Raw genomic sequence first — 8,146 nt, 5'->3', positions numbered from 1 at the left:
TGTGAATGGCGGAGCAATATTCGGCCACGGTAGCGGCGGCACAGTGCGGTCGCGGGCGGCGTAAAAGTCGGCCACTTTTGCCCTTTCGGTTTTCGGGAGGGCTTGGGGATATTCACCGTGGATTTGTATTTGAAGGTGCGTCACGCTTACTTTGAGGAAGGTTTGAGCGGGCGTCAGATAGCTCGGGATTGTTGATTGTCACTGAGAACTGACCCGGTAGCCCCATAAATTGTCACTGAGAATTGACCCATGTGAACACAGTTCCCCGATGGTTTTGGTTGGGGGGATTTGGAGTGATCGACATGGGATTTTTGAGTGTCATTCGACGCTGGGCATTGCGTGACAAAATGCCAATCAGAGAGATTGCCCGGCGTACGGGTTTGTCTCGGAACACGATCAAGAAGTATCTGCGTGAAGGTGCGGTGGAACCGCAGTTCAAGACGCCCAAGCGTCCAAGCAAGCTGGATCCCTACGCGGATCGGCTGTCAGCTTGGCTTTTAATCCAGACGCGGAAGTCACGCAAAGAGCGGCGGACAGTGAAGCAAATGCATGCTGATCTGGTGAAGCTGGGGTATGATGGGTCATATGAACGTGTTGCGGCTTTTGCCCGTGCCTGGCGTGACGATCGACACAGAGGTGGTCCTGATTTCTTGACCAGTTTGCAGCCGGTTTAAGGTGGATCAGGGTTTCACTTCAGGCTGCCAATCTCATTGGTTCTGTTTTGCTGTCATAAGCCTCGTCGGGGGTCAATAATCCGTGCGTCGAGTGCGGGCGCTCAGAGTTGTAGTAGGTCAGCCATTTAATGATCCCTGTCCGCATTTCTGAGCCTGTTTCAAAGGCGTGCAGGTAGACGCATTCGTACTTCAAGGATCGCCAGAGCCGCTCAATCATCCGATTGTCGCGCCACGCGCCTTTTCCATCCATGCTGATCTTGATCTTCGCGTCGGTCACTACGTCGATCCAAGCGCCGCTGGTGAACTGGCTGCCCTGATCTGTGTTGAATATCTCCGGCGTCCCATGTTTGGCCAGGGCCTCTTTCAGAGTCGCGACGCAGAAGTCCGCATCCATGCTATTGGACAGCCGCCAGGCGAGAACTTTGCGGCTGTGCCAATCCATGATGGCCACGAGATACAGGAAGCCGCGCCGCATCGGTATGTAAGTAATTTCTGCGCACCAGACCTGGTTTGGCCGGTCAATCACGATGTTCCGCAATAAATATGGCCAAATCTTATGATGAGGGTGCTTCGTGCTGGTATTGGGTTCCTGATAGATTGGAACCAAGCTCATAAGCCGCATCAATCGCCGGACACGATGCCGCCCGCATACGTGGTTGTTGCGCTTCATATGACGTGCCATTTGGCGCGATCCGTACCACGGCGTTTCCAGGAATTGCTTATCAATGATTTCCATAAACCGCAGGTTCTCCGCACTCTCGCCCTTCGGCTGATAATACAGATTAGACCGGGCCAGCGTCAGCAGCTTGCATTGACGGCGCACGCTCAGCTTGTGGTCTTTGCTCACCATTTTTTGCCTCGCGTCCCGAGCAGTTGATGCGAGGCAGTGGCCAAAAAATCGCGCTCCACGACAAGCTGGCCGATCTTTGAATGCAGCTTTTCGATCTCGGCTTCTGACTGGCGGGTTTCATCCGGTTTGCCGCGTTCAAAGCCTGACGCCATGTTTGCGATCGCCGTCCGTTTCCAACCGCTGATCATGTTCGGGTGAACGCCATACTTCTTCGACAGTTCCGCAAGAGTCATTTCTTCGCGGATCGCCTCAAGCGCAACTTTGGCCTTAAATTCAGCCGAGTAATTCTTTCTCTTCGTCATTCTGAATCGTCTCATTCGTCATGCGATCCACCTTAAGCACTGGTCCGAATTTCCGCGACCACCTCTCACCGTGCGGAACAAATAACAGGTCGCGGTACTTTTGTGCCTCTGGTGTTTGAGCCCGGAGAAGCCTTCCAGTTCGACTGGAGCGAAGACTGGGCCAATATCGGCGGCGAGCGGGTCAAGCTCCAGGTCGCGCACATCAAGCTGTCACACAGCCGCGCGTTCCTGGTGCGGGCCTACCCGCTGCAAACGCACGAGATGCTGTTTGACGCCCACTGGCATGCATTCCGCGTCTTCGGCGGCGTGCCTGGTCGCGGGATCTACGACAGCGAGGATTGGCCGCCATGGGTCCGAGGCCAGGCCGAGCGAAGACCGCCGTTGATCGTGTGGGCAAAGGCAAGCAGCGGGACGTCAATGCACGCTTCAAAGCTATGGCCAGCCACTACGTATTTGAGCCTGAGTTTTGCAATCCTGCCGCAGGTTGGGAGAAGGGTCAGGTTGAGAAGAATGTGCAAGACGCGCGCAATCGCATGTGGCAAGTCATGCCCGTCTTTGCCGATTTGGAGGATCTGAACCAGTGGCTCGAAGATCGCTGCATCGCGCTTTGGGCAGAGACACCACACAAAGCCTTGCCAGGTTCCGTTGCTGACGTGTGGGAAGCTGAGAAGCCTATGCTGATGGCGCTGCCGCCAGCCTTTGATGGCTTTATCGAGCACAGCAAGCGTGTGTCACCAACATGCCTGATCTCCTTCGAGCGCAATCGCTACAGCGTGCCGGCCGACTTTGCGAACCGACGTGTCAGCCTGCATGTCTATCCCGAACGGCTGGTCGTGGTCGCTGAAGGGCATACAGTCTGCGAACATGCGCGGGTCATTGATCGGTCTCACCGCAAGCCCGGCAAGGTCATCTATGTCTGGCGTCACTATCTCGCTGTCATTCAACGCAAACCCGGCGCTCTACGCAATGGCGCGCCGTTTACAGAGATGCCCGCAGCCTTTCGCCAGTTGCAGGATCACATGCTGCGCAAAGAGGGCGGAGACCGAGAAATGGTCGACATTCTGTCTTTGGTTCTTCAGCACAACGAGGCAGACGTCCTGTGCGCGGTAGAACTGGCTTTGGAAGCGGGCGTGCCTACCAAGACACACATCCTGAACCTGCTGCATCGATTGATTGATCGCAAACCAACAGACCATCCCGAGGTCGACCCGCCGGACGCACTGGCATTGCAAACGACGCCAGAGGCCAATGTGGATCGCTATGATGGGTTGAGACAGGCTGGGGAGAAGCGCCATGCGTCATGATCCAGCTGGAGCGTCCATCGTCATCATGCTGCGCAGTCTCAAGCTCTACGGCATGGCAAACGCGGTCGAAGACCTGGTTGCCCAAGGGGCGCCAGCATTCGAGGCGGCTACACCAATGCTGTCACAGCTGCTCAAGGCCGAGATCGCAGAACGGGAGGTGCGTTCAATCGCCTACCACACAAAAGTGGCGCGCTTCCCAGCATACAAGGACCTCACCGGCTTCGACTTTGCATCGAGTGAGATCAACGAAGCAACAGTGCGGCAGCTACACCGATGCGAGTTTATCGAAGCGGCCGAGAATGTCGTTTTGATCGGCGGCCCCGGAACGGGCAAGAGTCACACAGCCACGGCAATCGGCGTCCAAGCCATCGAACATCACCGGCGTAAGGTGCGCTTCTTCTCGACCGTGGAATTGGTCAACGCGCTGGAGCAGGAGAAGGCACTTGGAAAGGCAGGGAAACTCGCTGAGATGCTGACGAAGGTCGACTTGGTCATCCTAGACGAACTCGGCTATCTGCCGTTCAGCTCCTCTGGCGGGGCGCTGCTCTTCCACCTGCTCAGCAAGCTCTATGAACGCACCAGCGTCATCATCACAACCAACCTCAGCTTCTCGGAATGGGCGCAGGTCTTTGGCGATGCAAAGATGACAACGGCTCTCCTCGATCGGCTAACACACCGCTGCCATATCCTGGAATCCGGCAATGACAGCTACCGCTTCAAGGCCAGCTCAGAGGCCGCAAAGAAAACTGGAAAGGAGACCAAAACATTGACCGCGTCATAGACCAAGGCGCATAACTGAGGGTGGGTCAAATCTCGGAGAAAATACCGGGTCAGTTTTCAGTGACAATCAACATTCAAATCAGCGAACAACAACCGCAACCTACGCCAATACCGCGAGAGCGGTTTCGTCCAAGTCCGCTTAGCACCAGTTCCCCCAACTGCCGGTTCTGCACTTGCAGCGAAAGTCCGGTCTGAGGAGTGGCACTGAAGCGACATCGGGTGCTTGTGGAAGTCCAATTGGCAGCGATCCACACCTAACTTAGGGGTCACCCGGGGCGGGCTACCCGCCCCGGCACCGCAGTCATTCGGTGACTGGGTCGTCATCGCGGCGGGGGAAGGCGACCATTTCGACGTCGGGGAACATGCTGTGTTTGACGTTGATCGACGTGATGTTGCCGCGGTCGTCGGTGTTGACGAAGAGGATGCCGCAGCGGGCCCAGAAGTTCTTGCCGTCTATTTCGCCGGATTTGACGTTCAGTTTCAGAGTTTGAGTAGCCATTTTTTGATCCTCACTTTGAGTGTTTCGATGAACATGACCAAAGCTGGCACCAAGGGGCTGTCAGCGAGAAACTTGATGGTGTGGACACCCTCCACCCCCAGCTTCACCCTTGGGGAGAAATCCGAGGGCAGAGGAGGAAGAAATGTCCGGACTGACAATTGGCGTTGATATCGCGAAACGGTTTTTTCAGGTGCACGTGATCGACGGGAGTGACCAAGTGCTTACGAATAGGAAGCTGCGACGATCCGAGTTTCTGGCCTTCTTCGAAGATCTGCCACCCAGCTTGATTGGCATGGAATCTTGCGGCGCTGCTCATCACTGGGCCCGGGAACTGATCGCCCTGGGCCATGAAGTCAAACTGATGACCCCGAAATACGTGAAGCCCTACGTCAAGCGCGGCAAGAATGACGCCGTCGATGCCGAGGCGATCTGCGAAGCCGTCACCCGCCCGACCATGCGTTTCGTCGCGGTCAAATCGGTGGATCAGCAGTCGGTCCTGATGATCCACCGTACCCGGTCCTTGCTGATCCGTCAGCGGACCATGCTGGTGAATGCTCTGCGCGGCCATCTGGCCGAACTTGGCATTGTCGCCCCTGTGGGGATTGAGCGGGTCGGCGAGCTGGTCGATCGTGTCCTCGGACACGAAGGCGACGAGCTCGGTGTCCCGCCACTTGTTCGATCCATCGTCGAGACCTATGCCCGGCAGATCATGATCGTCACGGACGAGGTCAAGCAGCTTGAGAAGCAGCTCAGAGACTGGCATCGAACAAGTGAAGCCAGCCGCAGGCTGGCAACAATCCCCGGCATAGGGCAGATCATTGCCACGGCCCTGGCCGCGACTGTCGCGAACCCGGAAGCCTTTCCATCCGGCCGTTCCTTTGCCGCCTGGTTGGGGCTGACGCCCAAATCCAACTCTTCTGGCGGGAAGGAACGGAATGGGCGGATCACGAAAGCTGGCGACCGAACCCTACGAACGCTGCTTGTACTCGGGGCGACATCGGTCATCAGGCGGGTCACATCGGGACGGGAAACGCCGCTCTATGGCTGGGTGAAACGTCTCATCGATACCGGCAAGCCTCCACGGTTGGTGACGGTGGCATTGGCCAACAAGATTGCAAGGATTGCCTGGGCCGTCATGACCGGGAAGGCAGAGTATAAACCTGAGAAGGCGGCGCTCGCCGTCTGAGCAAGGCCAGAAACACAGAGATCGGGAGAGCGTGCACGTCGAATGATGAAAACCGGTGCCAGCCGGAGATCAGGAAAGCCCGTTCGCGAGACTGCATTTGCATGTGCATAAATTTGATAGGGACCAAGATCTGCGGACTTCATCAGGGCCAGCGGCATCCACCGCGACAAAAGGCCGGACACATGAGCGCACTGAACCGGAAATCGGACTTCGAAAAAATGCTTGACCGACGGGTGTCCACACATGCTCGCGAGGAATGCGCTGGCGCAGGGGAATTTTCTTATTGAAGTGGGGTTTGTCCCGCGTCTGACACGGCTGCCCGCTTATGTTCAGCAATCAGAAACACGGCGTTGAGGATCTGAGTTTGGCCATCAATCTCTGGGCTGGCCCGTCAAAGCTGGCCTGAAACGCTGCAACTACTGTGCCGGGCCTGCAGATTGCGCGCAGTAAATATGATCTGCCGACCATAAAACGGAAATATGATCTGCGGATCATACGGCATGAAAGGCTGCCGCCCGACGCCGTATGCCAGCAGCGATGGCTTCCGCCAAAGGCTGTGGAAACCCATCCGGCAGGTCTGCTAGTGTCTTGTCCAAGGCGGGTTCAAGCTCAGACGCGACGCCCGACAAGATCTCTTCCGCTAGCGCCACACCAAAACCTGCCGCCTTCGCAGCCTGTAGGAAATGACGCGGCACCACCTCGTTGATCCGGTAGTGTCCGTCGACGGCCATCGCGAGGCGCATCCGGTTCTGGCGGATTTGACCGTCATCCACGGCTTTCTGAGCGCTCAGCACATCGTAGAGTGGGGTCATGCGGAACCCGCCGGGGCGCAATGCGATGCTGAAATTCTTAGCGTGCCCGTCTGTCGCCCCTAAAAGCCAAAACAGCACTTGCGCGCGGAAGAACACGCGCTGATCCGCCTCGGGGTCATCACTGCCCGCCTGCAACCCGATCCCTTCGGTGATCCCCGGCCCGCCATCCATTTGATATTTTTGGCTGGGTGGGATTGAGAGCGCCTGACAAAAATCCTCCTGCGGGAGGCGGATCAAGCGGCCATCTTTGGTCCAGCGCCGATCAAACCGCGTCACGACAAGGCTTCGTACATCTTCGAAGTCAGTAATTTCGACCTCTGCTACATCCAAACCCATGGCGCGACAGAAGCTCATGCAGAAAAACTCGTTCTCAACACTGTCAGACAAGTCAATCCCCGCTGGTAAAACACCTAGCTGGGTCTTGAAGATATGGGTCGTAGGAGTGAGCCCCGATGGACGGATCCAGGCGCCCTCGTGGCGCAGCAGCGCTGTTTTCTCCTGCGCCCCGGCGATGGAAATGCGGAAGTCGTCTTCCTCATCCAAGCCTAGCGGAGCGCTTGCGAGGTTGCGTAACATATCCGCAATCTGTGCCTCAGATACGGGCTCTCCCTTGAGCACGGCAAACTCTGGAATCTCACCTGAGACGAATTGCAAGGCCCCCACGCAATCGCGCCCGATTTTCTCCAGCATGTGCCACGCGTCCGTGCCGCCCGCACGCACCCGTGCAGCGACGCGCTCTCGTATCGCCTGATTGTCCGGCAGCAGGTTTTCCAAGTAGGCGATAACAGGGCCGCCCTGGTGTACCTCTTCACGCAAAGGCAGCGAAAGCGAGATGGGCATGGCATGTTCCCATGCCAACCATTCCGGATCATATGTAAAGCTGATCGCGCCTGAACCAGCGAGACGCAAAGCCCCCACCGTCCGCCCGTTCAGAAGCACTTGCATCGTGCCGCTACGCCCGTGTTTGGCCATCAGAAGATATCCTCAATCTCAAGCGAGCCACCGCGCTCCACCAATCGGAACTCAAGCCCAAGTGCCGCCATGACAGCGAGCACTGTGGCGAGCTTCGCTCCCGCGTCGCCATTCTCGAGCGACGAAATTGTCGCGACGCGCAAATTCGTACGCGCGCTGATATCGCTTTGGGTCCAGCCGCGCGCTTTGCGCGTCCGGCGGAGTGCCTCGCCGATCTGCTCGGCCGTTCGTGCTGTGAGGTCCATGACGTGGCTCCTTTTACGGCACAGCGTAAATCAAAATAAATTACGCTGCAACGTAAATATTCAATTTTTACGTCATAGCGTAACAATCGAGCCGCACTCATGCCTGCAGCCCCGCAGCTCGAACCTGCTCAGGCGTCACCAGCTTCGATGCAATTAAGTCCTCGACCTGCCGGTTGGTGATGTGACGACACAGGGGATGGCGCTCGTGGATCCACTCGGTGAGGCTGGCACGACCTTTGGCTTCGGCTTCTCGTGCCTTCTCGCGGTCCGCCTGTATCTGGGCAAGCCCCTTCTCCCAACGTCGCATCTTGAACCAGTTGTCTGAGAAGCAGACCTTGCTGCGCGTGTAGCCCTCGCTTTCCTTGGCATAGGCTTTGACCGCTTGCTTCAGATCGTCGGGCTTCACTCCGGCCTTAACAGCTGCTGCGATCAAACGCAGACTGGTCCGCCGGTCTCGGATCCTGTCCTCGGGATAGGCCGCCAAGATCTTCTCAGATTCAAGATCTTCAACCTCCTTCGCCA

At 57.2% G+C, this 8,146-nt stretch carries 6 protein-coding genes and 3 pseudogenes; 4 read left to right on the top strand and 5 right to left on the bottom strand.

The genetic code is table 11. The annotated features are described in order from the left end of the window. Positions 1-302: 302 nt before the first annotated feature. Positions 303-629: pseudogene (locus AN476_RS21675) on the top strand (helix-turn-helix domain-containing protein); the annotation flags it as partial. A 64-nt stretch (positions 630-693) separates the two neighbouring features. Here the strand turns inward: AN476_RS21675 and AN476_RS21670 are convergent. Next, positions 694-1,826 (bottom strand): IS3 family transposase gene (locus AN476_RS21670; protein ID WP_371257380.1). Its coding sequence is split into 2 segments (ribosomal slippage): positions 694-1,547 and positions 1,547-1,826, totalling 1,134 coding nucleotides; the frame shifts between segments, so codons are not numbered across the junction. Positions 1,827-1,862: 36 nt separating this feature from the next. Between AN476_RS21670 and istA the strand changes: the two are divergent. Continuing rightward, positions 1,863-3,130, top strand: a pseudogene (istA, locus tag AN476_RS21660) (IS21 family transposase); the annotation flags it as partial. Next, a complete protein-coding gene (gene istB / locus AN476_RS21655; RefSeq protein ID WP_054463845.1) occupies positions 3,120-3,911 on the top strand; it encodes an IS21-like element helper ATPase IstB in 792 nt (263 codons plus the stop codon). The pseudogene istA and the gene istB, both read left to right, overlap by 11 nt. 300 nt (positions 3,912-4,211) lie before the next feature. On the opposite strand, the gene AN476_RS21650 is transcribed toward istB, so the two are convergent. Next, positions 4,212-4,409, bottom strand: a complete 198-nt coding sequence (locus tag AN476_RS21650; RefSeq protein ID WP_054463844.1) for a hypothetical protein — start codon at positions 4,407-4,409, stop codon at positions 4,212-4,214. Between the two features lie 142 nt (positions 4,410-4,551). Between AN476_RS21650 and AN476_RS21645 the strand changes: the two genes are divergently transcribed. Next, positions 4,552-5,595 carry an IS110 family transposase gene (locus AN476_RS21645; protein ID WP_054463843.1) on the top strand — a complete coding sequence of 348 codons (1,044 nt, stop codon included), beginning with the start codon at positions 4,552-4,554 and terminating at the stop codon, positions 5,593-5,595. A gap of 491 nt (positions 5,596-6,086) precedes the next feature. Here the strand turns inward: AN476_RS21645 and AN476_RS21640 are convergent, their stop codons facing one another. The 3 genes and pseudogenes from AN476_RS21640 to AN476_RS21630 all read right to left on the bottom strand — a co-directional run. Then, complete coding sequence (locus AN476_RS21640) at positions 6,087-7,379, bottom strand: type II toxin-antitoxin system HipA family toxin (RefSeq protein WP_054463842.1); 1,293 nt, start codon at positions 7,377-7,379, stop codon at positions 6,087-6,089. After that, a complete protein-coding gene (locus AN476_RS21635) occupies positions 7,379-7,624 on the bottom strand; it encodes a helix-turn-helix domain-containing protein (protein WP_025059995.1) in 246 nt (81 codons plus the stop codon). The genes AN476_RS21640 and AN476_RS21635 overlap by 1 nt, the downstream gene beginning before the upstream one ends. Positions 7,625-7,721: 97 nt before the next feature. Next, a pseudogene (locus tag AN476_RS21630) lies at positions 7,722-8,146 on the bottom strand (hypothetical protein); the annotation flags it as partial.

Source organism: Phaeobacter sp. 11ANDIMAR09 (genome assembly GCF_001294455.1).
Classification (GTDB): domain Bacteria; phylum Pseudomonadota; class Alphaproteobacteria; order Rhodobacterales; family Rhodobacteraceae; genus Pseudophaeobacter.
This window is presented reverse-complemented; position numbering and strand designations above follow the sequence as displayed.

Excerpts from the sequence above, each read along its gene's own strand:
- AN476_RS21650 (WP_054463844.1), bottom strand. The coding sequence starts at position 4,409 with ATGGCTACTCAAACTCTGAAACTGAACGTCAAATCCGGCGAAATAGAC.
- AN476_RS21645 (WP_054463843.1), top strand. The coding sequence starts at position 4,552 with ATGTCCGGACTGACAATTGGCGTTGATATCGCGAAACGGTTTTTTCAG.
- AN476_RS21640 (WP_054463842.1), bottom strand. The coding sequence starts at position 7,379 with ATGGCCAAACACGGGCGTAGCGGCACGATGCAAGTGCTTCTGAACGGG.
- AN476_RS21635 (WP_025059995.1), bottom strand. The coding sequence starts at position 7,624 with ATGGACCTCACAGCACGAACGGCCGAGCAGATCGGCGAGGCACTCCGC.
- istB (WP_054463845.1), top strand. The coding sequence starts at position 3,120 with ATGCGTCATGATCCAGCTGGAGCGTCCATCGTCATCATGCTGCGCAGT.